The 26,101-nt window shown below is 40.9% G+C and carries 22 protein-coding genes; 12 read left to right on the forward strand and 10 right to left on the reverse strand.

Going from position 1 to position 26,101, the window contains the following annotated elements; all coding sequences use genetic code 11:
• The first annotated feature begins 5 nt into the window (after window positions 1-5).
• From R8N23_RS07695 to R8N23_RS07710, 4 genes are all read left to right on the forward strand, one after another.
• Window positions 6-905: a WD40 repeat domain-containing protein gene (locus tag R8N23_RS07695; RefSeq protein ID WP_318171001.1), complete on the forward strand. Its 900-nt coding sequence runs from the start codon at window positions 6-8 to the stop codon at window positions 903-905.
• A gap of 188 nt (window positions 906-1,093) precedes the next feature.
• Window positions 1,094-1,936, forward strand: a complete 843-nt coding sequence (locus R8N23_RS07700) for a DivIVA domain-containing protein (RefSeq protein WP_318171002.1) — start codon at window positions 1,094-1,096, stop codon at window positions 1,934-1,936.
• A 3-nt stretch (window positions 1,937-1,939) separates the two neighbouring features.
• Window positions 1,940-2,293: a dihydroneopterin aldolase gene (folB, locus tag R8N23_RS07705; protein ID WP_318171003.1), complete on the forward strand. Its 354-nt coding sequence runs from the start codon at window positions 1,940-1,942 to the stop codon at window positions 2,291-2,293.
• Window positions 2,294-2,363: 70 nt separating this feature from the next.
• Window positions 2,364-3,449 (forward strand): DUF4097 family beta strand repeat-containing protein, encoded by a 1,086-nt coding sequence (locus tag R8N23_RS07710; RefSeq protein WP_318171004.1) that lies wholly within the window; start codon window positions 2,364-2,366, stop codon window positions 3,447-3,449.
• Between the two features lie 155 nt (window positions 3,450-3,604).
• Here R8N23_RS07710 and R8N23_RS07715 read toward each other — a convergent pair whose 3' ends face one another.
• The 3 genes from R8N23_RS07715 to R8N23_RS07725 all read right to left on the reverse strand — a co-directional run bounded on the left by R8N23_RS07715 (window position 3,605) and on the right by R8N23_RS07725 (window position 5,174).
• Window positions 3,605-3,904 carry a hypothetical protein gene (locus tag R8N23_RS07715; protein WP_318171005.1) on the reverse strand — a complete coding sequence of 100 codons (300 nt, stop codon included), beginning with the start codon at window positions 3,902-3,904 and terminating at the stop codon, window positions 3,605-3,607.
• 354 nt (window positions 3,905-4,258) lie between these two features.
• Complete coding sequence (locus R8N23_RS07720) at window positions 4,259-4,615, reverse strand: hypothetical protein (RefSeq protein ID WP_318171006.1); 357 nt, start codon at window positions 4,613-4,615, stop codon at window positions 4,259-4,261.
• A 13-nt stretch (window positions 4,616-4,628) separates the two neighbouring features.
• On the reverse strand, window positions 4,629-5,174 hold the full coding sequence (locus R8N23_RS07725; RefSeq protein WP_318171007.1) for an inorganic diphosphatase: 546 nt from the start codon (window positions 5,172-5,174) through the stop codon (window positions 4,629-4,631).
• A 182-nt stretch (window positions 5,175-5,356) separates the two neighbouring features.
• Between R8N23_RS07725 and R8N23_RS07730 the strand changes: the two genes are divergently transcribed.
• Window positions 5,357-7,480 carry a T9SS type A sorting domain-containing protein gene (locus R8N23_RS07730; RefSeq protein WP_318171008.1) on the forward strand — a complete coding sequence of 708 codons (2,124 nt, stop codon included), beginning with the start codon at window positions 5,357-5,359 and terminating at the stop codon, window positions 7,478-7,480.
• A gap of 21 nt (window positions 7,481-7,501) precedes the next feature.
• On the opposite strand, the gene R8N23_RS07735 is transcribed toward R8N23_RS07730, so the two are convergent.
• The 3 genes from R8N23_RS07735 to pdxA form a co-directional block, all read right to left on the reverse strand.
• A complete protein-coding gene (locus tag R8N23_RS07735) occupies window positions 7,502-8,083 on the reverse strand; it encodes a thioredoxin-like domain-containing protein (RefSeq protein ID WP_318171009.1) in 582 nt (193 codons plus the stop codon).
• 66 nt (window positions 8,084-8,149) lie between these two features.
• Complete coding sequence (locus tag R8N23_RS07740) at window positions 8,150-8,755, reverse strand: 4'-phosphopantetheinyl transferase family protein (protein ID WP_318171010.1); 606 nt, start codon at window positions 8,753-8,755, stop codon at window positions 8,150-8,152.
• A 2-nt stretch (window positions 8,756-8,757) separates the two neighbouring features.
• On the reverse strand, window positions 8,758-9,789 hold the full coding sequence (gene pdxA, locus R8N23_RS07745; RefSeq protein WP_318171011.1) for a 4-hydroxythreonine-4-phosphate dehydrogenase PdxA: 1,032 nt from the start codon (window positions 9,787-9,789) through the stop codon (window positions 8,758-8,760).
• A gap of 208 nt (window positions 9,790-9,997) precedes the next feature.
• Between pdxA and rsmA the strand changes: the two genes are divergently transcribed.
• The 4 genes from rsmA to R8N23_RS07765 are packed head-to-tail and all read left to right on the forward strand — an operon-like array spanning window position 9,998 to window position 13,687.
• Window positions 9,998-10,780: a 16S rRNA (adenine(1518)-N(6)/adenine(1519)-N(6))-dimethyltransferase RsmA gene (rsmA, locus tag R8N23_RS07750; protein ID WP_318171012.1), complete on the forward strand. Its 783-nt coding sequence runs from the start codon at window positions 9,998-10,000 to the stop codon at window positions 10,778-10,780.
• Entirely contained in the window at window positions 10,773-12,137 is a 1,365-nt protein-coding gene (mgtE, locus tag R8N23_RS07755) for a magnesium transporter (RefSeq protein WP_318171013.1), read from the forward strand. The genes rsmA and mgtE overlap by 8 nt, the downstream gene beginning before the upstream one ends.
• Window positions 12,138-12,141: 4 nt before the next feature.
• Window positions 12,142-13,092 carry an NAD(P)-dependent oxidoreductase gene (locus tag R8N23_RS07760; RefSeq protein ID WP_318171014.1) on the forward strand — a complete coding sequence of 317 codons (951 nt, stop codon included), beginning with the start codon at window positions 12,142-12,144 and terminating at the stop codon, window positions 13,090-13,092.
• Entirely contained in the window at window positions 13,082-13,687 is a 606-nt protein-coding gene (locus tag R8N23_RS07765) for a hypothetical protein (protein WP_318171015.1), read from the forward strand. The genes R8N23_RS07760 and R8N23_RS07765 overlap by 11 nt, the downstream gene beginning before the upstream one ends.
• Window positions 13,688-13,926: 239 nt before the next feature.
• Here the strand turns inward: R8N23_RS07765 and R8N23_RS07770 are convergent, their stop codons facing one another.
• Entirely contained in the window at window positions 13,927-14,496 is a 570-nt protein-coding gene (locus tag R8N23_RS07770; RefSeq protein ID WP_318171016.1) for a hypothetical protein, read from the reverse strand.
• Between the two features lie 197 nt (window positions 14,497-14,693).
• Window positions 14,694-15,056, reverse strand: a complete 363-nt coding sequence (locus tag R8N23_RS07775) for a cupin domain-containing protein (protein WP_318171017.1) — start codon at window positions 15,054-15,056, stop codon at window positions 14,694-14,696.
• Between the two features lie 221 nt (window positions 15,057-15,277).
• Here R8N23_RS07775 and R8N23_RS07780 point away from each other — a divergent pair, with 221 nt between their 5' ends.
• Both R8N23_RS07780 and R8N23_RS07785 read left to right on the forward strand, forming a co-directional pair.
• Window positions 15,278-17,185 (forward strand): ATP-dependent DNA helicase RecQ, encoded by a 1,908-nt coding sequence (locus R8N23_RS07780; protein ID WP_318171018.1) that lies wholly within the window; start codon window positions 15,278-15,280, stop codon window positions 17,183-17,185.
• 64 nt (window positions 17,186-17,249) lie between these two features.
• The gene (locus tag R8N23_RS07785) at window positions 17,250-18,887 is read left to right on the forward strand and encodes a hypothetical protein (protein ID WP_318171019.1); all 1,638 of its coding nucleotides are present in this window, start codon (window positions 17,250-17,252) and stop codon (window positions 18,885-18,887) included.
• 5 nt (window positions 18,888-18,892) lie between these two features.
• Here the strand turns inward: R8N23_RS07785 and R8N23_RS07790 are convergent, their stop codons facing one another.
• Window positions 18,893-21,748, reverse strand: a complete 2,856-nt coding sequence (locus R8N23_RS07790) for a hypothetical protein (protein ID WP_318171020.1) — start codon at window positions 21,746-21,748, stop codon at window positions 18,893-18,895.
• Window positions 21,749-22,044: 296 nt separating this feature from the next.
• On the opposite strand from R8N23_RS07790, the gene R8N23_RS07795 reads away from it, so the two are divergent.
• On the forward strand, window positions 22,045-25,080 hold the full coding sequence (locus tag R8N23_RS07795) for a two-component regulator propeller domain-containing protein (RefSeq protein ID WP_318171021.1): 3,036 nt from the start codon (window positions 22,045-22,047) through the stop codon (window positions 25,078-25,080).
• A gap of 19 nt (window positions 25,081-25,099) precedes the next feature.
• On the opposite strand, the gene R8N23_RS07800 is transcribed toward R8N23_RS07795, so the two are convergent.
• On the reverse strand, window positions 25,100-26,074 hold the full coding sequence (locus R8N23_RS07800) for a polyprenyl synthetase family protein (RefSeq protein WP_318171022.1): 975 nt from the start codon (window positions 26,072-26,074) through the stop codon (window positions 25,100-25,102).
• Window positions 26,075-26,101 lie beyond the last annotated feature (27 nt).

Raw genomic sequence — 26,101 nt, forward strand, 5'->3', positions numbered from 1 at the left:
ACCGCATGGTCCAAATAGAAAAAACCATAACTTATACCGGTCACTCGGATGCTGTATATACGCTAGAAAAAGGAGTAGAGCCTCATTTGTTTTATTCGGCTGGCGGAGATGGAAATATCGTAGAGTGGGATCTTAATAAAACGGACAGTGGCCGCTTGATTGCCAAAGTTCCTGCCTCTGTTTACTCCATACGATTGGTTCCTGAACGACATCTTCTTATCGTGGCTCAGAACTACGAAGGTATTCACCTCATTGATGTGCTATCTAATAAGGAGCTAGGCTCTTTACAGTTTACTCAATCAGCGATTTTTGATATGCAAGTATTTGGAAATTTATTGATTGTTGGAACAGGTGACGGAAAATTGGTGGTCATTGACCTGCCTAAACTCAAAGTTTTACGAGAAGTGGAGGTTTGTGATCAAAATCTGAGAGAGATACTTATTACAAACGATAACTACTGTTTGGTAGGTTCTAGTGATGGATTTATACGAAAATATGCTTTGCCTAATTTTGAGTTGAAGCAAGAGGTGCATGCGCACGATAATTCGGTGTTTGCATTATTGCAAAAGGATCAAATCGTAATTAGTGGAAGTCGAGATGCACGATTGAAGTTTTGGCAATTGGACCAATTGGCGCTAGATGAGTCCATTAATGCACATATGTATGCCATTAATGATTTGGTAGAAAGGCATGATGGAGCTTATTTGGCTACTGCTAGCATGGATAAAACCATCAAAATCTGGGATTATGCTCATCGAAAACTGATCAAAGTAATAGACAAAGCCCGTCATAAAGGTCATCTCACTTCAGTAAATAAATTGCTTTGGTTGGAATATAAGGACTATTTAATCTCTTGCAGTGACGACCGTTCTATAGGTGTTTGGCGCATTGATATTAAGAAATAATGTTTATAATTGCATTATAAGCCGCCCAATTAGTAATTAAACTACCAGTTTGTACGTATTAATATAAGTATATTAAGATTGATAGGTATAGAAAACTACTGATCGAAAATAGCTTGAACCAAACATCTATCGGATGAGGTGATTCAATCATAATTGATCCCTTTGGTGTTTAAAAGATCTATAGACAGATGAAGATTACTCCATTAGAAATTAGGCAAAAGACGTTCGAAAAGTCTTTTAGAGGGCTCGATAAGGACGAGGTTACAGCATTTTTATTATCCCTTTCGCACGAATGGGAGCGTTTCCTAGATGAAAACAAAGACTTAAAACAGCAGAGGGAAAAGCTGGAAAAAGAAGTGCAGAAGCTACGTGAAGTAGAAACTACACTTTTCAAAACACTGAAAACTGCAGAGGATACTGGCGCCAGTGTGGTAGATCAGGCCAATAAAACTGCAGCCCTTCACCTCAAAGAAGCACAAATCAACGCAGATGCAATGATCAGCGAAGCTAAAAACAAAGCGCGTGCGATCATTGAAAGAGCCGAAATGGAAGCCCGTGATGTCATGGAAGAAATGACTGGTGAAGTGAAGGAATTGGAAGAAAATTATCGAATCATCGAGAACCAAAGAGACAATATTATTTCTCAACTCAAAATGCTCTCTGGTGATGTCATGAGTAAGGTGGAAAAGGTCAAATACCAGGAATCTGGCATTGAAACCCACGTGAAGAAAGTGAAGCAATTGCTTCGTGAAACTTCCGAGCGGGTAAGTAACCACTCGGACGAAAGCGTGTCTAAAATAGAATCTATAAAGCTAGAGGAAGTTAAAATAACAAAGGAGCCAATCCAGGAAGACAATCTGGAGGAAGCTAGACCTCAAGCCAACGACCAGACTACAGTGAAGAAAAATTACATTTCTGAAGAAAATCCGATTGCGAGAACGGTCTCTACGCCTCAGGTGGTTAAACCAAAGGTGAAAAAAGAACCGGTAGCGGAAGGAGGATTGTCATTTTTTGACGAGTTGGAAGATTAATAAATGACTACAATAAGGCTGGAGGGATTGGATTTCTTCGCCCATCATGGGTTTTACGAAGAAGAACGGAAGGTAGGAAATAAATACACGGTTGATATAGAGGTGTTGGTCGAGAACACATCGTATACGGACGATGATCTTGAAAAAACCATCAATTATGAAGAGATTTATCTAATAGCTTCGACCATCATGTCAGTATCCACTAAACTACTTGAAACCTTGGCTTCTTCGATGTGTAGAGAGTTGCTCAAGCAATTTGGATCCATTCAACAAGTTACCGCTACGGTTAGTAAACATAATCCCCCGATAAAAGGAGTTTGTAAAAGAGCTTCGGTTTCCATTACCCAATCCAGATAATTTCCCAATCCGTGCAACCTCTTTGAGTTTGCCATGTCTTTGGTTTGTTAATTACTACAAAACTAAAGTCATGAAAAAAGCTCTATTTACCTCTCTACTAATAAGTGGCCTTCTATTATCAGTCAATGGACTTGCTCAAAAGCAAAAATATTCCTTCAACGAGGTTTATGATGTATCCAATTCACCTAAGCTGACCATCAATACAGCGGACGGTGATGTGTCTGTCTATCCATCTGAAAAGGACAAAATTGAAGTCTTCTATATCGTTGAGCGAAACAATGAAGTGTTAAAAATCTCTCCAAAAGAATTGGAAGAGGAATTTGTCATAGAGGTCTCCTCCGGGAATAACTATTTGACTATATCAGTAAAGCAGCGGTACCAATACCGAATGAGAGATTGGAGGAATAGACTCAATGTGTCTTTTGAAATTTACACCCCTTTCAAAACCTCATGTGATCTAAGAACATCTGATGGAGATGTGAAATTGAAAGGATTGACTGCTGCTCAGGAGTTGCAAACTAGTGATGGGGATATTGATGTGACGAATGTAAATGGAGATTTGTATGCGCGCACTTCTGATGGTGATATTTATGTAAATCAAGTCGTTGGAGATGTAGAGTCAATCACAAGTGATGGTGACATTGAACTGAAAAATATAGAAGGAGATGTGCAGGGTCGTACATCAGACGGAGATGTTGAGTTGGAAGATATAAAAGGAAGTGTTGACTTAGTAACTAGCGACGGAGATGTAACAGCCTTAGGAGTTGACGGAGATTTAGAGTTGACGAGTAGTGATGGGGATCTTCGCGTGGGCCGAGCCAATGGAATCCTGGTCTTGAATACATCTGATGGCGACATCTCGTTTCGAGATATCACTGGGTCTTTGAAAGCAAGAACCTCTGACGGAGAGATCAAAGGAAATATAATACAGCTAGACGGTGATCTGGAATTGCGTACCTCAGATGGAAATATAGCAGTCACCATTCCAAGGAATAAAGGTTTTGACCTTTTATTAAGAGGAGAAGATATACGAACGGTCTTGGATAATTTTTCAGGAACTTCGAAAGATCATTTGGTCGAGGGCCGAGTTAATGGTGGTGGCTCATTGGTGAGTTTGCATGCTTCTGGTGGAGACGTAAGTTTATTCTACGATTGATCTCATCGGAGACATTTATACCTAAGCCTATATTGGTGTGAGTCGGTAAAAAAAATTGAGACCCGCCTTCATCACCCGTTTGGTGAGCTAGAGCAAGTCTCAATGTGCATAAGAAGAAAATTGATCTTCCTGGTGATCTGTTGATCACTCAGATTTTATTTCCAAGGTTTAAAATTTTTAGCTGCTGGCCCTTTTAAACCTATCCTTCTAGTGTCTCTCTTAATAGTTACTTTATTTTCTTTAGCCGTAGTCTCAGCCCATACTTTTTGATTCTTGGCCTCTGGCCCTTTAAGAGTTACTTGGTCTGAATTTGTATATACTGTGACTGAAGGACTATCATCTTGCCAAACTTTGTAGTTTTTGGCTTTAGGTCCTTTCAAGTCATTTCTATTTTGTGCCTGATTTACTGTGATAATAAAAAACAACGCACCTAGGGTAAATAATAGCTTTTTCATCGTTCAGTTTTTTTCGGGTTTAACTTTTTGATTACATATGCAATTTAGCAGAAGAAGACCTGTCATGGGCTCTATATTATTCGTGAAATTGCACTCAGTAAATATACGGATATGGCTTAAAATGGGTCTGTAGGCTGTTTTTGGAAGTAATTCTAGAGCAGGTTTTTTCCTGATGACTTGGCTTTAACTTACGCTTTATTTTGTGTTTTTGAGGGTTGAAATTGAACGAATATTTCTGTTAATTACACAAATCAAACTATTCCACCGTCTAATTCTACCTGTGGTAAAAAGATAGAATTAGAATACAGGTTTTTCTCAAGATCAATGGGATGAATGGAGGTCAGCGTCTAAAGCTTAACTGCCATTTCTTTTTTTCTCGATGTATTCATCCATACGTGAGAGTAGTCTCCACCACTCAGAACCGTCCTCGCGAAATTCCCGAATGGCACCTGCCCTCACCAGAATTTTTCGTAGCTCATCATCATCAAAGCCACCCAAATGCTTCTTCAATACTTCGAATGATCGATCAGTGTACGTTTTATGACTTAAAAAATGTTTGGCGGTTTCCTCAGCCATGAAGTCCGTCTTGTAGGTCTGCTTCAAGATTTCCAAATCGTGCTTGAGCTGCTGACGCTGAGTGAAGTAAGTAATTAGCCCACCGAAGGCGGTGCCAATGAGCGCCGCCAGGGTGGGAATTAGAATATCGGTCATGGTTGGTTTGGTTTTAGTCAGCCATTAGCTGTTTGTAATCTTCCATACTTTGTAGGATAATCTGCTTGGCTGTAGAAGCATCTTGAAACTCTTCAACTTCTACTGTTTTGTTTTCTAATTTTTTGTAGTCCTCAAAGAAGTTTTTCAATTCCTTACAAAAATGCTCTGGCAACTCAGATATGTCATTCATGTGATTAACACTCATGTCGTTTTCAGCTACTGCGATGATCTTATCATCCGCTTCACCACCATCTAGCATGCGCATCACACCGATTACTTTGGCAGATACGATACACATTGGTACAATATCAATTTGCGACAAAACCACGATGTCTAGCGGATCACCATCATCGCAATACGTCTGTGGGATAAAACCATAGTTGGCTGGGTAGTACATCGCTGAGTACAGTACACGATCCATCATAAGGAGGCCCGATTCCTTGTCCAGCTCGTACTTTGCTCTTGTGTTTTGTGGAATTTCAATGATACCGTTCACAACGTCCGGCGTTCGATCCCCAACTTTCACTTTGTGCCAGGGATTGCTTGGATATATTTTCATAGTGTGTGTTTCAATTAACGATGCAAAGGTAATCGCTCTGGGAATAATGGCTATAACATAGAATACTTAAAGTTTAATTAATTGTTGCCATGACTTTGCTAAACGAGTCTAATATTTTAATTCATTCTGAGTAGGGCATCTGAGTATCCCGCCGTTCTACTTGTGACATATCTACAAAGACCATGAAAAATATATTACTGTCCCTTGTCATACTTACTTTCACACAAGTTAAAGCGCAGACCTTCGATGTGCATACTCCGAAGACTTTCTCGGAGATATTGACTCAGTCTCATCATGTGGCTTGGACTCCATCGAGTATTTCAGCTATAGAAAACCTAAAACATATCATTGTGCTGGACGCCGAGAATCAGGCTGATGCACTGATGTTGGATGATGTCTCCACGGCCACAACCAGTTTTAAGAGTACCGATCATCTCGTTGGCAGCTCGGCTACCTATGCTTCGTTATTGCGTGGCATGTTTCAATTGGTAGATATCAATTCTAATACTGATGCTGCTTTGTCTGACCAATTTTTGATTAAGCCCTTACTTAATAGTTATTCGGCCTTGAATGCCGATGGTTCGGGTTTGGTAACTTCTGACGCTGGGTCCTATTATGTGGATGAAAATGGAGGTTATCTCGTTTTTGAATTGGATGGAACTGCCGCCAGTACAACGCTCAAAGCTGTGGCGCAATATGATTACAATACGTCAACCGGAAAATTTGAGAAGAACACATTCTGGACAACTCAGTGGTTGATGATAACAGGGGAGGATCTTGTTTTGACTTCGACGGAAGGCAATGCATCAGCTTTCTATTTGGCTAATCCTTTTGATCTGATAGATTTTAGTTTGGAGTTGGGATCTGATTTTAATCCTGGAAATACAGAATGGCAAGACAATGAATTTGCCGCTTTCCCAGATGATGCTTGGGATTATGGGGAAAGTGCTTTGTTTGGAGATCAATTTTCGAAGGACGTCGACGAGAGCTATCAAACGCAATTCGGGAACTCATCTGAAGCTAGCACGGTAGCAAGTGAAGCACTTGATGCCATAGAAACAACCCTAAGTAGTGCTGGAGAATCTCTTCGCTATGACCCTGCAGTTTACCTGGCATTTAGAGATAATTTATTGGCAAGAACTTTTGGTGCGAATGATATCTACAACAGCAAATTGGATGAAAGCACGGTCGAGCATGTTTATTTCACCAATGCAACAGACGATGAGGGGGTGCACCACCCTTTCATGGTCATTGCCTCGCACAATGCGTCTGATGGCCCCAATTTTCTGATCGATGTAGCCCGACCTCCAGGTGACGGAGAAGGTGGAGGATATGAGGAGCAGACCATTACGAGGAATGCCGTGTTGGAAGTGAAATTGGTTAAAATTCCGTTGAAAGACTATGGACTGGTCGAAGAGCTAACAGACAATGATTTATCTACTTATGGTAGTTTGGCTAGTGATTTAAACTTAGATCCTTCAACATACGATACTTACAATTATACGGGTACTGCTTCGAGCGGAATTGCCATCGATGGGGTGGTGATTTACCCTTCTTACAACAACAATTTGCGAGTAGCGGCGGCTGATGCAGAAATTACCAGTACAGGCATTCATGTAGGAAGAGGTATGGGACTGCACTATCACGCCGATGGACATGGATACAATGGTAATGGTATCAATTTGTATAATTATTCTGATTATGATGGGCAAAATCACCCTCCATTGATTGGTTTCGCTTATGATGGAATCGCACTTTTCGGAAAATACGAGGCGAACTATCCGAATATGGAAGGATATAGTGAAGACCTGGACGAGTATGGAGGGCACGATCATAGTAGTTTTGGTTATCATTATCATGCTTTTGCGGGTGATATGACCTACCAAGGTCAGGATGGTGGCACTGTCGGCCCATTTACTCAGCATCACCTATTGGTAGGTGCATGGCGAGGTAATATCAATGACATTCCTGGGTTTAATGAAGCAAGTACAGCACAATTAAAAGATGAAGATACTGGACGTTTTGCAGGTGCAGCCTATGATTCTTCAGAAGTTACGACTTTGTCCGTGAGGGATTTGAAAAGTGGGATGAAGGTTTATCCAAATCCAAATACTGGTGCATTTGTGGTGGAAGCCGAAGGAGTAGAGCGACTCACTCTCTATGAACTCAACGGTCAATCTTTACAAACAGTGACTATAGAAAAGAATGAGGTTTTAGTGGAATTTAAAAATATCAGTAAGGGACTGTATTTTCTTAAGGGAGAAGGATTACAGACGTCTTTTGTTAGGAAAGTTGTGATCAAATAACCCGCTTTACAACTTCGGTTTCTATTTGATTCTGCATCCCACTGGCTGCTGATAGGCTACAGAAACTTCTTTGTTGGATAGCACATTATTCAATGTCATCTGGACGTAATTGTTACGAACTAATGCTTCTGACTGCGGGCTGTCATCTATCGCTCCCTGATATACTTTTCGGTATCCTTTGGAGGAAGGAGTTAGAATTATTACTTCAGGACTTTTTTCTACATTCAATAATTTGCGTGCCTCATGATTCGTATCCGAGAAGTAAAGCATATCATCAAGGCTACTAGCTTCCTCTTTCATTAGGGCAATAGTTTCTTTTTTTGAAGGATGTGCCGCATGTGGGTTCACAAATAAGAATCGAACATTTTGGTCAGCGTATTGTTCTGATAGAGCACTCACCCGATCTTTATAAAGTTTGGCATACGGGCATCGAATACTTGTGAAAACCATAACGACCGCGTCGTGAGAGTCAAAATGGCTCATAGTGATTTCGTTATCTGTCACTACATTGTATAGACGAAGGTCTTTGCTGACTACATTTTGGGCCGTACAAAAAGAATAGGAAAGTAACGCGCTTAGTGTTAGGAAGAGTCTTAGGTTCATGTTTGGGTTTAGCTAACTACTTTAAAGGTAGATGGTTTATTGAGTTTTCAGCAAGAAGCGCAAGGGTTAAACGTTATAAACCAGAAAATATTCTAAAAAATACTCATAATTAAGTATGAAATTATCAGCGGTTTCATCGATTATAATTTGAGCCTGTATTTCTTCAGAAGTAATTTTCAGAATAGCCAGTTGTTCGGCGAAAATCAGGGTTTTCCTTCCGTGTATTTTGTACAAAGCCTCTTTTGTAGACCAGTGCAGACATAATTTTTTTAAATCGTCACCGCAATAGATTAGTTCTTCTGGATTAAGGAACTTATGTCTGATTTTTAGTAATTGTGGTCGACTAGACTCTATGTCAATACCGCAGGGTTGGCTGGGGTGAATGGCACAGGCTACCATAGGATAGCTATGAGAAATAGAGATTTGATAAGAAGAGTCAATCAAATGCGGTTTGCCAAATTCATCCTTTTCAATGCCTTGATAAGGAATATTTAGTTTGGTACACATCTGTTTGATCAATTGACGCGAAGCCAAAAATTCCAGCCTTTTTTTTGGATGTAAATGATCAAGGTCAGCGTGATCATGAGATAGAATTTCATCCTTTTCGGAAGTTATTTCTGCTAGCCCGACAGTCGTGCTGTTTGGATTTGTTTTTATCCAATGCGTGCGCATATTTAAGACTCGGTGTTTTCCAATCTCGAATTGGCAATATCCAAAGCCGCAAAGATGGCAGTGCGCATCGAACCTTCGTCTGCCTGGTCTTTTCCGGCTATGGCATAGGCTGTTCCATGATCTGGAGAAGTACGGACGAAAGGTAAACCAGCGGTAAAGTTCACCCCTGTGGAAAAGGTTAGACTTTTGAATGGTATCAAACCTTGATCGTGATACATAGCGAGAACCGCATCAAACTTGTGGTGTTCTCCCGAACCGAAAAAGCCATCAGCTGGGTAAGGCCCCATCACGATTTGGCCTTTTGATTTGAATTCTTCAATAGCCGGTCGGATGATTTCTATTTCTTCGTTTCCCAGCAGTCCGTCTTCCCCGGCATGAGGATTTAGGCCTAGTACGGCTATTTTAGGTTTTTGTATGCCAAAATCTTGTTTCAATGATTTGCTCATCATTTTGAGCTTTTTGATGATGCTTTCTTTTGTCACTCCGGCAGCAACATCTTTCAGTGGAATGTGTCCTGTCAAAACCCCTACGCGCATCGAATCTGCCACCATAAACATTAAACTTTCTTTTGAACCCGCTTTCTCAGCGAGGTATTCAGTATGTCCGGCAAACTTGAAATCATCGTTTTGAATATTCAATTTATTGATGGGCGCCGTAACCAGTGCTGCGATCTTCCCTTCTTTCAAATCATTAGTGGCAGCCTCTAGTGCTTTGAAGGCATATTGACCACCGATGGCATTGTCTTGTCCAGGATTGATTTCGACTACTTCTTCCCAGCAGTTGAGCACATTCACTTTTCGATGATAAGGTTTAGACAAATCGTTGATTGGCGAAAAATTAAAATTGTCGCGGTTAAGCTGCTTTCTGTAAAACGAAAGTACTTTTGCTGAGCCATAAATAATGGGAGTAAGATGCTGGGTAATCTTGCTATTTTCCAGCGCTTTGATGATCACCTCCGGCCCGATGCCGTTGATGTCGCCCATCGTGATTCCTATTAAAGGTTTTTGTTTATGGCTTTTAGATTCTTTGTCCATGTCTAATGTCGAAATTTAATGATCCGCTTCTACGGTTTTAGGATTGGGATCATCTACATTTAGGTATGTATTGAATGAATATTTGATTGCTAATTTAAACGGAATCCCCGAGATACACCTAGTGTTCTTCGAGCATCCTTGCAATCAATTAAATTAGAAAATATTACTGAATGCTAGAGTCAATTCTAGATAAATCATAAAGCAAACTATGGCTGGAGTAAAACCCAAAAAACATCTCGGACAGCATTTCCTTAAAGATCAAAACATCGCAGACAACATTGTCAAAGGTTTGTTTGACGTGACGGATCCGTCTTGTGTCTTGGAAGTGGGGCCCGGCACTGGCGTGCTTTCAGATTTGATGGTCGATAAAGGAATTGATCAGTTGGTATTGATGGATTTGGACGCTGAATCTGTCGATTATCTCAAGAATAGATACATCGGGCAAAAGGTAGATATCCAATTTACAGATTTTCTTAAAAGTGATTTTAAGGAAATTTTTGGCGACCAGCCATTGAGTATTATTGGCAATTTTCCCTACAATATATCCTCTCAGATCTTCTTCAAGGTTTTGGAGAATAGAAATCAGGTGAACTACGTCGTAGGGATGATTCAAAAAGAAGTTGCCGATCGAATCGTTTCTAAAGAAGGAAATAAGACTTATGGTATCCTTAGCGTATTGCTACAAGCCTATTATGATATCGAATATTTATTCACCGTTCCGCCTCATGTCTTCAACCCGCCACCCAAGGTGAATTCGGGGGTTATCCGATTGGTAAGGAATAATGTAAAGCAATTGGATTGCGACGAAAAGCTATTTATAAGAGTCGTGAAGGAAGGATTCGGAAAGCGACGCAAAACCTTGCGAAACGCCTTGAAAGGGCTAAATTTGCCCGAATCCATGATGGAGATGGACGTGCTAAATATGCGCGCTGAGCAGCTCTCCGTAGCGGATTTTATAGAACTAACTAAACTAATTGAGGGTCATGATTGAGCACATGGAGTTTGAACTGTCGAAGGAGTACCTCGAGCGATTTACCGAAGCGGTAGATGCTAAAGAGAAGGACTTTGTCATTTCTACGCTCGAAGGTGTTAATCCTGCTGATATTTCGGAGGTCATTAGAGAGTTGGATGCTGAGCAGACCAAGTTTGTTATTGACCTGCTGGATGTCGAAGTTGGGGCTGAGATCATTGTCAATCTCGAAGAAGACCGCCAATCTTTATTCCTTGAGAATTTTACCGCTGATGAACTTGCTGGGTTTGTAGATCAGATGGATTCGGATGATGGGGTGGACGTCATCAACGAACTTCCTATCGAGAAGCGAGAAGAGGTAATTGCTTCCGTAGAAAATCAGGAAAAGGCCGGATACATTTTGGACCTTTTGCGCTACGAAGAAGATGTAGCGGGTGGTTTGATGGCAAAGGAGATGATCCGTGCCAATCTCAATTGGACGATCCAGCAGTGTATCGAAGAAATCCGAAAGCAGGCCGAAAATGTAGAGAAAATTTATTCGGTCTATGTGGTAGACAATGAAGGCAAATTGCTAGGCCGTGTATCGCTGAAGAAAATTATCCTATCCGAGCCGGATGCCTTGGTGGCAGATATTTACGAAGAAGATATCGTTTCGGTAGGTACGCATGCCGACGAAGAAGAAGTAGCACTTACCATGCAGAAGTACGACCTGGAAGCACTTCCAGTAGTCAACGTCAAGGGCAAACTCGTTGGGCGTATTACCATTGATGATGCGATGGATGTAATCACCGAACAAGCCGAAGAAGATCGTCAAATGATGACAGGTATCTCTGGTGATGTAGAGGAAGATGATACCGTTTGGGTGCTTTCTAAAGCACGTTTGCCTTGGTTGGTCATTGGACTGGTAGGGGGATTACTCGGTGCCAAATTCATCAGTTTGTTTGAAAAAGATATTGCGCTCATCCCAGCCATGGCATTTTTTATTCCGCTAATCACAGCGACGGGTGGAAATGTTGGGATTCAATCTTCATCCATTGTAGTACAAGGTTTAGCCAGTTACAATGCTTTTGAAGATTCACTTTTCAAAAAAATGACCAAAGTACTATTCGTAGCCGTGGTCAATGGAATGATCCTGGCACTCATCGTTTTTGGCATTGTGATATTTTCTAGCTCAGATCAGGCGATGGCGGGTACTGTGGCGATTGCGCTTTTTAGTGTGGTACTTCTGGCATCTTTTATGGGCACCGTCACTCCGTTGATTTTGGATCGCATCGGTATCAATCCGGCCATGGCATCAGGGCCATTCATTACCACCGCCAATGATTTGCTAGGACTGACGGTATATTTTCTAGTCGCACACTTTCTATACGGTTTTTAATCCAATGACTAATAATCGCATTTTAATTATCGATGAAATGCACAAAAGCATTTCTCCTTTGTTGACAAAAGCGGGTTTCGAACCCAATTATTCGCCCAATATTTCCCGAGAAGAAATTATTAATCACAAAGACCAGTTCGTGGGCTTTGTGGTGAGGAGCAAGACTACTATTGACAAAGAATTGCTGGCAGGTCAGCAAGAGCTGAAGTTTATCGCCCGAGCCGGTGCTGGGGTAGATCAGTGTGATGTCGACTATTTGGCTTCAAGAAATATTGAATTGCTCAATGCGCCAGAAGGCAATCGCGATGCGTTAGGGGAGCATGTCGTGGGGATGTTGCTTTCTTTGTCAAACAACCTTCGCCATGGCGATATGGATGTACGAAACAAAGTCTGGGATCGAGAAGGCAATCGAGGGTTTGAAATTAGTGGAAAGACGGTTGGTTTGCTGGGTTATGGACATATGGGAAGTGCCGTGGCGGAAAAACTTAGCGGGTTTGGATGTCGAGTGATCGCGCATGACAAATACAAGGAAAACTACGGAGACCTATACGCCGAGCAGGTGGATATGGAGGATGTCTTTGAGCAGGCTGACATATTCAGTCTGCATGTGCCGCTGACTGAAGAAACCAGAAATTTGGTTGATCTCGCTTACCTCAGTAAATTCAAAAAACCGATCGTGTTCATTAATGCTTCGAGAGGGGAGGTAGTGCCATTGAAAGACCTACTTGCCGCGATGAAAGACGGCACCGTACGTATGGCGGCATTGGACGTGCTGGAGAATGAAAAATTGCATTTTCTGACAGACGCGCAAGCCAAAGTATTCAACCAATTGATCAAAGATGATCGCGTATTGTTTTCACCACACGTCGGTGGATGGTCCTTCGAATCCTATCAAAAGATCAACGAAGTCCTAGTAGATAAAATCAAACACTTAAACCTGAATGATGGAAAATAAGAAAGGATGGATTGGGAAACTCCTGACAGAATTTATCTCGGTAGTTTTTGCCGTGCTGTTGGCGCTGGGTCTCAATCATTGGCGAGAAGCCAATAATGATGAAAAGTTAGCCGAAAAGGCACTAGTGAATATTTTTCTGGAAATTCAGGCCAACCAAAAGGAAGTGGAAGCAGAAATACCCTCTTACGATGAGCAAATTGCTGAAGTAAAAGTGTTCAAAGATGCTTTCGATAAGGGGGAAGGCATGCCTTATTCACTTGGGTTTAATATGCCTGTTTTGAGTCGGTCAGCATGGAATGTGGCTAATAGCACAGGAGCCATCAAAGATTTTGATTTGAATATGCTGATGGAGCTTTCTGATATTTATACATTTCAAGAAATGTATCATAACAACGGCGTAAATTATATGCTCTCTATGCACAGTGTGGATGCCAAAAAGGATGAAAATGCGAAGGCGATTGTCGATTCTAACTATGGGCAACTTAAGACCTTCAAACATTGGAGTATTCAGCTTTCCGCTATTTACCAAGAGTTTATCAAAACTTATGGCTCGCAGTATAAGGAGTTGCTTCCAGATAGTGTTTTGGTGGAGTAGGGAGAGTAACGTCTATGTATGAGGCGTGTGCTCACACTTGGCTAATACCTGCAAAATAGTGAAGTCTGCCGGTGCTTCCAAAGTTTGCAGCAAGCACTGCGTCCTGAAGTGAAAAATCCCGCTAGCTGAAGTTTCCAAATACCACAAAACTTTCTCGGCGGTAGACGAAACGGACAAGTTCTGGTGAAGTATGTAGAAAGCACGTGAGCACATGCCTTATACATTTTGTTAGGGCGATGTTATTCTTCTTTCCACTTGCTGTAAAAGTCCATTTTGTTCAGATGCAGTTCGTATTCTACATCTCGGTCTGCGAATCCAGCTGTTGATTCGTCCTTGGTGTTCATCTTGAATGTTGATTTCAGATTTCGGATGAGTTCACCTTCTGAGTTAAAATAGAGCCTTTTCTCAATTGTTAATGGTTCATTGGCTTGAAAAGTGTTCATCCGCCAAAAGATAAAGTACAATCTATCGTTCGTGTCGAAATAGTAGTCAACAGAAATCTTCCAGTCGCCTGACATTGCGAAGTTGTCGTAGTAAACGAAGGTTCCTAGGTTCGCCTTCTCGATTATGTAGGTTTTTTGAAAGAGGAATTTGTCTTCAGAAGCTTGCTCGCTCGTGTACCATTCATCCTCTTGATAGTTCTCTCCCCAGGCATAATGAAAAAATTGGGTTGAGGTTTTTAGTTTGCTCTCAATAATGGGTTGCCATGCTTGGAAGTTCTCCCGAATCTGGACAATATCTGAGTTTTCCTGTGCTGTTCCCAAAAGACAGTTCAAGAAGAAGGTTAAGAGAATAATCGGTTTTTTCATAAAGTTTGATCCGAGCGGCAATTCGCCCTAACATGCGAGTATAAACAATGCACTATATCCGCACTATATATAGCGCATTTCAAATTAAGTTTTGATTTTTCTACAAGGAGCTGCTACTCAAGGATACGATTTTTTGATGTGGGATCAAAATAGGCCTGACGAAACCTATAAGGTTTCTAAAACCTTATAGGTTTGAATCAAACCCAATCCAACTCTTCCTTTGTCAAATCAGAACTATCATTCTCGCCAGTATTCACAGTAGAAGCTGGTTCAAACATCATGACCCAAGCTTCTTGTGCTGCACTGGGCTGATGCAGTACCCCTTTGGGTACTACGATCATTTCTCCTTCGTCTAGTGTTTCCGTTCGGTCCTCAAATTTGATTTGAATCTGTCCTTTGATCACCTGAAAGAGTTCGTCTTCATGGTCGTGCTTATGCATCTCAAAGGTCCCTTTGAATTTGGCGATTTTCACCAGCTGACCATTGAGCTCGCCTATGATTCTGGGGTGCCAGTAGTCGTCAAACAGTTCGAATTTTTCTTTGAGGTTTATCTTTTTCATGGTTATTGATTTTGCTCTACATGTGAGTTTTGCAATTGTGTTAAGATACACTTTACAATTCTTTGTCATTTCGACCGAAGGGAGAAATCTTATCAGAAATTCACAGATGAGTTTAGATTTCTCCTAACGTCGAAATGACATTATACAAGATATTATTTAAGCTACAATGTCATTTGTATTCATCGAGTTATTCGTTTATTTGTTGCAATTAATTCAATCGATTGAGCGAAGCCAAGGACATACTGAAAAAATACTGGGGGTACGATGCCTTTCGTCCTTTGCAGGAAGAAATCATCGAGTCTGTATTGGAAGGCAAGGACACACTCGCATTGCTCCCTACGGGCGGAGGAAAGTCCATTTGTTTTCAAGTGCCTGGACTGATGCTAGAAGGCGTATGTTTGGTGATCTCTCCATTGATCGCACTGATGCAAGATCAGGTGCAGCAGCTCAAAAAACGGGGCATATCCGCAGCTGCCGTTACTTCTGGCATGCCTAAGCGTGAGATTGATATACTGCTGGACAACTGTGTGTTTGGTAAAGTAAAGTTCCTTTACGTGTCACCCGAGCGTTTAAAATCCGACCTCTTTATCGAAAGGTTGAAAAAGATGCATGTGGGTTTATTGGCTATCGACGAGGCGCATTGCATTTCTCAGTGGGGGTATGATTTTCGGCCGTCCTATATAGAAATTGCTAACATTTACGACTATTTATCTGACACCAAAAAAATTGCTTTGACGGCTACGGCCACAGCCGACGTAGCCGATGATATTTGCGAGAAGTTGGCTTTTGATGAACCATCCATTTTTCAGAAGAGTTTTGCCCGAGTGAATTTGTCCTACTCGGCTTTTGAGTTAGAAAACAAGGGGCCGAAACTCATAGACATATTAAACAATGTCAAAGGCTCAGCTATCGTCTATGTGAAAAGCCGGTTGGAGACCCAGAACGTAGCCAAGTATCTTTATCAGCATGGTATTTCTTCCGATTTCTATCATGCGGGTTTGGATCCTGTCGCTCGAAACAAAAAGCAAGACGAGTGGATCAAAAACATGCGCCGCGTGATGGTGGCTACCAATGCCTTTGGCATGGGAATAGACAAACCCGATGTTCGTGTGGTGGCACATTTGGATTTACCTGATTCTCTGGAAGCCTATTACCAGGAAGCCGGTCGAGCCGGTCGAGATGAGCGAAATGCTTTCGCCGTGCTGCTTTATAATCCCTCCGATTTATTTCGCCTCAGCGAAAACGAAAAGCACAGAAATCCTACGCTTGATTACGTCCAGCGAGTCTATCAAGCCATTGCCAACTATTTCAAATTGGCCACAGGCAGTAGCCAATGGCAGAGCTATGATTTTGATTTGAAGCAGTTTGCTGCTACTTACCAACTCAATCCGCGAGAGGCACACTTCTGTATTCAAAAACTAGAGGAGATGGGGCTATTGCTAGTCAGTGAAAGCTTGAATAAGTCAAGTACGGTCAAATTCGCTCTGGACGGCAATGAGGTTTATAAATTCACTATATCGAATGTGGCCTACGAGTCCGTGATCAAAGCTATGTTGAGACTATATGGAGGAGGATTGTATTCGGACTTTATGAATGTCTCGGAGTTTGAAGTGGCCAAATTGGCCAAGCTGTCTAAAAGTGAGGTAATCAAAAAACTACAATTGCTCGAGCAGCAAGGGGTGATTGTCTATGACCCCATGAAGACGCTGCCGCAGCTCACTTATCTCACACCACGACTAGAGGTTTCCGCACTAAAAAGATTCTACAACGAAGTGGCTCCCAGACATGCGGTGGTCAAAGAAAAAGTGGAAGCCATGAAAGCCTATGCCTCAAACAAGGAAGGGTGCCGCACACGAATTTTTCAAGAGTATTTCAATGAAAAAACCTATCTCAACTGTGGTGTATGTGATGTCTGCATCAAAGCCAAGAAGGAAGAAAAACTAATCGCTGCACTCGATCAGACCAAAGCCGAGATCCTGGCTCAAATTACCTCTGGCACCACCTACATCGATGAACTCAAAGATGCTGTAGAAGTGAAAGGTGATTTTGTATTTACCGAAGCCATTCGCATCCTTGTAGATGAAGGTAAGGTGAAAATGGAGGGATATGATCGGTTGGTGCTAATTTGATTAAATTGAAATTTAATCTGAGCTGTAAGGCTTTTTGAATTGACTCATTTCAACATTAATCAACATGAAACAAGTATGCTTTCTATTTTCTATTGTCTTAATAGGAATTAGCTGCCAATCGCCAAATCAAGAAAAAAATGTTACTCCTGCTAAAGTCGAAGCCAATTACCAGGACTTAGTCAGTTTGTTCAAAGAGTGGAGAGCTTTTGAAAGGCCTCCAAGCAAAGATGGAGCCCCAGATTATACAGCTGCTACTTTTGAAAAACGTTGGCCCGAATTCCAAAACTTGCAACAGCAATTGCTAACGATGGATACTGCTGGTTGGGCCATCAATGAAAGAGTAGATTGGATGATCGTCTGGGCAGAGATGAATGGTTATGATTTCAATCATCGAGTATTAAAACCATGGGCACGAGATCCAGCTTTTTACTATTCTGTTTGGGAGGCTCGAAGTGATGTGCCTGCGCACGAAGGACCTACACATCATGAAATCACGGAAGTCTGGCAGTATGATTTTCCGGTGAGTGGTGAAGAGAGAGTACAGCTCCTTTCTGACCTAAGTGTGATACCTCCTTTATTTAATCAGGCCAAGCAAAATCTTACAGGAAATGCTAGAGAGTTGTGGTTAGCAGGAATTGGTGTTATTGAATATCAGCATGCAGGGTTAGATAATTTGCTTAAGAAACCCGGTGTTGCCGAAGATGAAGAGTTGGTAGGAGCCATTGAATCTGCAAAGGAAGCCACTACTGATCTGGCCAGTTGGTTGAAAGCGGAGTCAGTATCCAAGACTGGTCCCTCGGGAATAGGGAAGGAAAACTATACATGGTACCTGCAGAATGTGCATTTGGTGCCACTGTCCTGGGAAGATGAAGTGATGCTCTTGAAAAGAGAGCTAGCACGTGCCTGGTCCTCTCTGAAACTCGAAGAGCACAGGAATCGAGCTTTGCCAGAACTTGTCGATGCCGATTCACCCGAGGCCTATGACGTCATGGCTGATGCCGCGGCCAAAAGCCTGATCAATTTTTTGGATGAACAAGAAATCGTAACAGTTAAGGATTACTTTGATCCGGCTTTACGCGAGCACTTGGGTGAGTATGCGCCAAAAGAAAAGCGAAATTTTTTCACCATTGGCGAGCACTATGATCCTAGACCACTTTATTCTCATTTTTACCATTGGTTCGAATTAGCTAGAATGGATACCGAACCACATGCCAGTGAAATAAGAAGAGGGCCTTTGTTGTATAATATTTTCGATTCCAGAAATGAAGGTACTGCCACAGCCGTGGAAGAAATGTTTATGCAAGCGGGTTTGTATGATGATGCACCGAGGGTGCGAGAGATCGTCTATATCATGATCGCCCAGCGTGCTGCTCGCGGTTTAGGTTCGCTCTATGCTCATGCCAACGATATGACCATGGAAGAGGCGGGAAGCATTCATTCAGAATATACCCCTAGAGGGTGGATGAAGACGGAGAAAGAATTGCTATTATTTGAACAGCATTTGTATTTGAGACAGCCAGGATATGGTACTAGCTACATCACTGGAAAATACCTTTTGGAAAATGCTATGGCCGATGTGGCTCGACTTCAGGAATTGAAAGGGAAGTTGTTTAAAACCAAATCTTTCTTTGATGAACTAAATAGTATTGGAAATATCCCTATTTCACTTGGTCACTGGGAAATGACCGGGATGCCTCAGTAAGGAAATTAAAAATTACCACTAATAATTATTCCTGTAACAAATGTATTTTCTGGTTTCTGAGGGTCAGTATCTAATAAATAGGAACCTCTAAGTCCGATACTTATTGGTGCCAGGTTTAAGAAAGTATTGTCGAATATAATTTCTAATCCTGCAGAATTATAATCCAATTCTGAGTCTAATTGATCGATGGTACCTTTCCCAATATCAAAGAATGCGTTGGCTCGGATTCTTTTGAAGTAGGTGATGCCAAAAAAACCTAAATCCGGATAGAACAAAGTAAAACCGTAATCCATTGATAGTCTTAAAAAGTTATCGTTGATCGGTCGTTTATATCCTCTTGAATACTGAAATAAATCTACTTCTTGAAAAACATTACTAAGTGGTTCATGTTGATAAGCTGCGGTAAGTTGGAACGTGTGATTTCTACCTATACCTGGTAAAAACAACTTTCCAATTCCTGTATATTTCTGATTTGATTTTTCAGTTAGATTGTGTGTGTATGAAGTAGATACAGTCACTCCAAGCCTAGGAGCTAGGTTTTGCCTTGCAGTTCTTCGAAGAAATGAAAATGAAATACCTTCTTTTAATGTAGTATAATTGATATCATCAATTTGAAAATCGCTCCCCGCTTCTGAGATGTTTTTTGTGATATGGTAGTCGTAAGCCACCGAAGGTTCTAACGTAGTGCTATAATTGTTTTTCAGCCATTTCAAAGGTATGGTTATTTCACTGCCAACGACCGTTTCAGTATAGTCCACATTGGCAAGAGAATCAGCAGGCAATAGAAAGTCAGAAGTTCGAAAATTGTGTTTGGCATTTATGCTGATTACAGGAAATAGCCTAGAATAAATCAAGGATGTTCCGAAGTAAGCACCTTCTTCATTGAAGTTATACCCTGCGCTTAATTGAGCTGCGATGTCATTCGTATAGTTATTCATAATTAGTGACGCACCAGGGGCTATAGAACTCGGAATTAGATTCCAAGAATGAGCCTGAATTCCTCTAAACGGAGATTTTGAATAGCTACTAGTAGAATAGTTGTTTTTTGGGGCTTCCGTTATTATTGAAGCTCCTTTACTTTCAAAGATATCTGGCGTTTCATCTTGCCATTTCATTTGCATAGGCTCTAGATAAGAAAAGTTATCTGAAGGATTGAGTTTTTCATTTGGCCGCTGAACCACTTCATTTCCTAACTCATCAAAAATGGTATAGTAAATGGTTTTTCCATCTTTACTAATCGTTGGGTTGTAAGCACCCACTTCCTCAGATGACATTTGCTCAATTGTTTTAGGTCCATCTAGCGGAGTGCGAAAAATATTATCAATTCCTGAGTATGAACTAGTGAAATAAACATAGCCATTGTGAATGGCAACGTCATCTATGGAGTGCTTAGTTCTTGGAATAACTTCTTCGAATTGACCATTTGATGCATCGATTCTAATCAGTGTCAATTCATTGACATCCTTATATACTGCTATTATGGTGTTTTCCTTTTCTAAGAAGGATATTCTACCTATGAATTCATTAGTACTAAAAGATTTTATGTCCGCTACGTTACCAGCAACAAGATTGATTTTTTGGATTGTTGGGATTAAGTCTGAACCGTATTTAACCGCAAAGACTTCTTCAGTGCTATTCGCAAATATTGGGCTGAAATAATTTCCTTTAGCAGTAATCTTTTGAGTAGGAGCATCTACTGACTGCTTGACGTAAATATCCGAGTAACTTTCATTATTTCTCCTGGGATTTTGCGATAGCTCTGTCCATACAAAAGCACCAGCTCTGGTGTTGAAGTATTGCCAAAGGTTGTAACCTGGAGAGAAAAGTACACGCTCTTGTCCATCTGACAACTCTACGATTTGATCTGTTTGTTGATAACTCCTTTTCCAGGCTACTAATTTACCAGAGCTGATTTCTTGCGGAAAGGAGTAATAGGTGGTGGTATGGCGTTTTTTATTAATGGTTTCTCCAGGTTGTACATTGGCGGCTGTTCGCTGTTCTTGCCATTTTTCACTCATGCTTTGCCAAGAAGCATTGAAAAGTTGATCACTATTTCGATAGGTTGAATTTCGTTTGATCGCATTGTTGAAAGACCATAGCACACTTTTCCAAGCCGTCGCATCTGCTAAAATCTCGTTCCACACTTCGGTGCCTTCTTCATTTCTTAAGTAGGAGCATAGCATATACCCAGTAGGGTAGTGGCTAGGAAGTTGGGTTTTGAATGAACCGTTTCTAAATTTTTGATACTTGTAAGTATTGCCAGATAAAGCGATGGCTCTTTGCTCTTTAGTGAAATGTGGTACACGGCCCCGACCTCCAGTAGAAAACTTAGTTTCGGCCCATACTGCATCCCCTTCCATAAACCAATTTGGAACCACTAATACGCGGCCAAATGCCCATCCATTTTCGCCTTGTATGTACCTCAATGCTTTGGTGAATCCATGTAGAGAATTATTGTTTTGTTGTACGTGACGATATTCATGAATAGATAGAATATCTAACCAACCCATGGCTCCAAAAATCTTCATATTAGCCGGAGGCGTAGAGAAAAATTCACTTCTAAATGGTGCCAGACCAACGAAACCATTGGAGATAACAGTTTCAGTTTGAAGGAGCAGGTTCGGTTTTTTGACTATGGGACCGATAGTTGCACTTAATTCAGCTCCTTGATAATTGATAAGATTTGCAATTCGCTGGGCTTGTGCTTCTTTTCCTAAAGGAAAAACGATGTCGATTTTTGGGGATTTGAGTTTTTGCCATTCTTGTTTATTTGGGTTTTGGCCAAATCCTGCATCCAACTGTGCCATTGTAGAGAAAGAGATAGCAAATAGGATTAGAAAAAATAGTGAGTTCTTTTTCAATGGTTGTAATGGTATGTTTGACTATAACGCAAGTAAGGATTTGCGTATAAGATTCTTTCCTTATTCTAAAATACTTAAAGGTTAGTAAAAAGTAGCTTGTCGCTAATTTTATAAAAGCCTTTTTAAATAGATAAGCACGAAATCAGCAATTTGACAATTAGAATTCCGAAATATTATCCTTTTATTCTCCATGGCATGATCACCTCGAACCGTTATAGTTATAACCTTCTTTTCAAATAAATACTGATAATTCATTATATTCTTGCTTGATAACCGGCTACTGGAAGAACCTGGATATGACTTTGAAACTGACCTTGACCACGTACATTCTATTATGCGCTACATTGACGTGGGGTCAGTTATCATCTTTTAAACCTAATCAGCCGCTTGACAATGTAAGCATTTTGCAATGGACTAATAAAGAAGGTTTACCTTCTAACAATACCAATTCGGTATTTCAAGATTCAGAAGGGCTTATCTGGATTACCTCATACAATGGGTTTATGATTTATGATGGTGAGAGAATAGAATCATACGATAAAAACAGATTAGCATTTTTAAACAATGATGGATTCTATGCCATAGCCCAAGACCACAATGGAATCATCTATATTGCTAGTAATGGTGATGGCATCGTAAAGTATGAAAATGGTATTTTTAGTTCCTATGAACCCAGAGGAGCGGCAGTGCCAGGGTCTGTGCGAAGGTTATACGTAGCTTCAGATAGTAGTATATATATAGGCGCCAATCATGCAGGTTTATTTAGAGTTGAAGATGATTCCTTATACAAAGTAGCGGGAGATCTTTTCAATCATGCCATGGTACGGACGATTACTGAAGACGCCGGTAAAAATATCTGGTTTGGAACGGAGGGCGGTGGATTAAATAGAGTTGGTCCAGCGGGGCCTTTGCATTTAAGTTTGTCGGATGGGCTACTCAGCAACAATGTTCTTTCTTTATTAAGTAATGATAATAAGCTGTACATAGGTACCGCAAAGGGGTTACAGATATTGGATGCTGAGCAAAACATGGACTTACAGGTAGTCGCAGTTCTTGAAGATCACTATATAAACAGTTTGCTCATGGATGATTGGGGAAATTTGTGGTTGGGATCGGAAGGTGGATTGGCCAGATGGAACCCAGCAAATAACCTCATTGAGTGGCTTTATTCAAAACACAATATTGATCTGGTGAGAGTAAATCACTTATTGCTTGATGAAGAGAATCAGATTTGGCTGTCATCTAATCGCTCAGGACTCATTCAAATTAAAGCTAGCAAAGTATTCAATTTGTCGGAACCTAGACTGTCTAGTACTAGAGCCAACATTATTCATGAATCCTGGGATGGCAAATACTACATCGGAACTGATGCCAATAAAATAGATGTTTACGATGGGCAAAATCTCAGCACATTGTTAGTGAAAACGAACCTTAATGGTAATGGTATTCGAGACATTTATCATGATGAAGATGGTTCATTTTGGTTAGCCACTTACATAGGAATAATTCATATTAAAGGAGATCAGGAAAAGGTGTATTCAGAATTGAATGGCATGCCGGCGGATGATTTTCGAACGATACTCAAGGATTCCAAAGGAAATTTTTGGTTTACGACAAGGTCCGGAGGCCTGGTTAAGTTTAAGGATGAGGAAATTTTGCGAGTCTACTCCAACGGGAATGGTCTTGAATCAAACTTTGTACTGGCTGCAGAAGAGTCGGCTAATGGTGACATTTATGTGGGAACTTTTAGTGGCGGACTGACCATTATAGAGCCAAACGGTGATTGTAAGACTTATCACGTTTCGTCGGATGATTCAGGTTTGGTAATTTTCAATGTAGACTTTGATTCTGAAAATAGTGCTTTTGTGACTGCCAACAGTGGGTTGTTGTATTTTGATGGTAAAAACCTTGAAAGAGTCAAACTTCAAACAGATCGACGGAGCAACACATTTTTTGACCTGGTGATTGATGACTATGAGAACTTTTGGCTCACGACTAATTTGGGCGTGTTGCAAATTAAGAAGTCGAACTGGGAAAAGTATAAAAGTGGAGAAGTCGATCATCTCAGTTATTTTACCATAGATCGAAGCAGTGGGATGAATACCGAGGAATGCACGGGAGCTACACGATCAACTAAGTTGTCGGACGGAAATATTTGTGTACCGACATTAGGTGGTGTGGTGTTTATAGATCCTCCTTCATTTCAACGTGATGTGTACGTTCCCAAAGTAAAAATTCGACAAATGATTGCTGATGATGAAGTGATCAATATTCAAGAAGGGAATATTAATGTAGAACCCGGTACCTCAAGATACAGGTTTGACTTCTGTGTTCTGAGCTTTAGCTCGCCTGATAGAAATCAGTTTAGGTATATACTGGAAGGGTATGATAAAGGCTGGAGTGTACCCACTTACGAAGGTACAGTTCAATATACCAACCTATCGCCCGGAGATTATACTTTTAGAGTAATTGGCACTAATGATAGTCATGTTTGGAATGAAGAAGGTGATTCACTATTCTTTACAGTTCATCCATTCTATTATGAAACCACCTGGTTTCTGGTACTATGCATTCTCATCGTTTTGTTCACTATTTTCTTATTCTTTACCTGGCGTGTAGCTTTTATCAATAACCAGAACAAAGAACTAAGAAAAGTGAATGCTGAATTGGATCGTTTTGTCTACAGTGCATCCCACGAGATGCGTTCACCTCTTTCGTCGATACTGGGGTTGATCAATGTGGCATCACTGGACAATACATCAAACAAAGAGGAGTATTTAGCCTATATCAAACATAGTGTGGAACGTTTGGATGCTTTGTTGCAGGATATTGTTGATCACTCCAAAAATGCTCGAACGGAATTAGAAATTGCTCCTTTAGACTTGCAGCACGAGATAGCCGAAGTGATCGAAGACCTGACTTACTCCGAGAATTTTTCTAAGATAAAATCTACCGTAGAATGCAAGGGAGAAGGTGTCATTCATTCAGATGTGAACCGTTTGAAAATCGTGTTAAACAACTTGATTACCAATGCCTTTAAGCATCATGCACCGGATGATGTGGCTGATCCATTTGTAAAAGTCGCTATTCATCAAACAGACACAGGAGTAAGGTTAATCATCTCTGACAACGGACCAGGCATAGAACCAGAAGAGCAGGATAAAATTTTCAATATGTTTTACCGGGCCACGCACAAAAGCGAAGGCACTGGTTTAGGTTTGTATATTGTCAAAGAGATTATTAATAATCTGAATGGATTTATTGAAGTACAATCTCAGGTTGGAAAAGGAACCACTTTTGTGATTGAACTGACAGATTTGAAAAATACCTAAGTCTTACGCTTGAGTAAGGTTATTTTGTTCTTTCGATCGTAAACTGAACGAGTTGTTCTAATGATTGACGAGCAGGAGAATCAGGGAAAGTCTTCAGCATTTGGATGGCGTCGGTGTGATAGGTGTTCATCACGTCAGTAGCGTAGGCCAATCCCTGCTTTTCCTTTACAAAGTCAATCACCTCATTCACTTTCTTCGTGTTTTCACTGTGTTTTTTGATGATACGCTTGATGTTGCTTTTTTCCGAACTGGTCGCCTGGTTGAGTGCATGAATCAGCGGTAGCGTCATTTTCTTTTCTCGGATGTCAATACCTAATGGTTTGCCAATTTCCTGCGTTCCGTAGTCGAAAAGATCATCTTTAATCTGGAAGGCCATTCCTACTTTTTCACCAAACTCACCCATCGTTTGTACGGTGACTGGATCTGCTCCAGTAGAAGCCGCGCCCACTGCGCAGCAAGCTTTAATCAAACTGGCCGTTTTTTGACGAATGACTTCGTAGTATACCTTTTCGGTGATGTCCAGTTTCTTAGCTTTTTCCATTTGAAGCAATTCGCCTTCACTCATTTCTCTTATAGCCTCAGATACTAATTTGAGCAAATCGAAGTCTTCGTTATCAATAGACAACAGCATGCCTCTTGACAAAAGAAAATCACCGACTAATACGGCAATTTTATTCTTCCACAAGGCATTCACAGAAAAGAAACCACGGCGATAGGTAGAATCATCAACGACGTCATCATGGACCAAGGTAGCTGTATGAAGTAGTTCGATGAGAGAAGCTCCGCGATAAGAAGCCTCCGATACTGTTCCTGTAGTAGCAGCGCTTAAAAAAACGAAAAGCGGACGCATTTGCTTGCCTTTTCGCTTTACGATGTAGGCCATGATTTTGTCCAAAAGCATTACATTGCTTTTCATGGACTGTCTGAATTTCTTTTCAAATTCAGCCATCTCATTGGCTACAGGGGATTGGATGTCTTTTATTCTAAGCGCCATTATTTGGCCGCAAATTAATACAATGAG

The sequence above is a fragment of the Reichenbachiella sp. genome, assembly GCF_033344935.1.
Taxonomy (GTDB): Bacteria; Bacteroidota; Bacteroidia; order Cytophagales; family Cyclobacteriaceae; genus Reichenbachiella.